Origin of the sequence: Izhakiella australiensis, assembly GCF_002006995.1 — a bacterium.
Classification (GTDB): Bacteria; Pseudomonadota; Gammaproteobacteria; order Enterobacterales; family Enterobacteriaceae; genus Izhakiella; species Izhakiella australiensis.
The window spans coordinates 1-1,304 of sequence record NZ_MRUL01000056.1; the positions used below are offsets into that span (position 1 = coordinate 1).

The 1,304-nt window shown below is 59.9% G+C and carries 2 protein-coding genes; both read right to left on the reverse strand.

Annotation, left to right across the window (positions count from 1 at the left end; translation table 11 throughout):
• On the reverse strand, positions 1-452 hold a 452-nt coding region (locus BTJ39_RS24210), incomplete at its 3' end, for an ATP-binding protein (protein ID WP_176110440.1).
• On the reverse strand, positions 449-1,304 hold an 856-nt coding region (locus tag BTJ39_RS24215; protein ID WP_139356418.1), incomplete at its 5' end, for a Mu transposase domain-containing protein. The genes BTJ39_RS24215 and BTJ39_RS24210, both read right to left, overlap by 4 nt.

Below are 1,304 nucleotides of genomic sequence, written 5' to 3' on the forward strand. Positions count from 1 at the left end.
AGCAACGACCGCGCCTTACGCAGTTCCTGCAGCAACTCGCCGGCACTGTAGAACCGGGCCCGGTAGCCCTGGCTCACGACTCCGTCCACGATCGCTGCGGCAAGGTGGCTCTTGCCCAGACCGCTGGCTCCGAACAGCAGGACGTTTTCTCCGCTGTCCACCCAGTCTGTTGTTTCACACAACTGGCGTACCTGGCCGGCATTCAGTTCCGGAACCTGGCCGAAGTCATATTCGGCCAGCGTTTTTCCTGTCGGCAACCGTGCGTCTTTTATGTACCGCCGCAGCCGCTCGCTTTCTCTGTGCGCCGCCTCTTCACTACAGAGCGACAGCAGGTAACGTGAGGGTGTCCAGCCCTCAGCCAGCGCACGTTTTTCCAGACCGTGCCACTCTGAGGCCATGCGCGTCAGGCGCAGCCTTCTGAGCAGCCTTTCAAGCATATGGATATCGGTCACTGCAGGCCCCCTTTGCGCATCAGGTGGTCGTAGCCCTGCAGGCTGTGCTGAACCAGTTGGCCGTCGGGCAAGACGCGGTTATCTTTCACGCCCAGCCAACTGAGCAGCTTCTGCAGATCCGGCTCTCCAGGCTCCAGCAGCAACTGGTTCAGCCCTTTTGCGACTGCAGAGATATCTTCCCTCTCTGCCGCCAGCTTAAGGGCATTGACCATCAGGCGACTGGCCGGCTGGGGCGGAAGGCGTGAGCACATGCGCTTCCACAACTGACGCCACTCATCATCCGGCAGGATGTCATTGCGAAGTGTGGCGTGGTAGAACGCCCCCGGTTTTTTCACCAGGCTACCGATCACGTGCCGGAAGTTGATGCTGCGGGCCCGGCGTTTTCCTTTCGGAGCCCGGACCCGTTGACAGCCCATCACCTCATCACTGCCGACGTAACAGCTCAGACGGTCATCCCAGAGGCGGACCTTCAGCATCTGTCCGATAAGCCGGGACGGGACGCTATACACAACATGCCGGACGTTGACAGTACTGCTGCTGCTGACGCGTACCGACAGCTCCTCATAGTCAGCGCACCGACGCCGGGGAAGCGGTTTCAGGTGAGCCAGCTCCTGTCGGACCAGATCCTGATTACGCTGGTTATGGCGCAGTACCTGCTGTGTCACGAACTGTCGGTATTCAGCCAGGTCGCTGAAGTCGTTATTCCCGCGTAACAGCAGTGCCTGACGGATACGCTCTTTAAGATGTCCGTGGGCGGATTCAACCGAGCCGTTTTCATGACCCCGGCCGCTGTTATTACGGGACGGCGTCATTCCGTAGTGCTCACATAACCGGGCATAGCGTTCAGTCTGG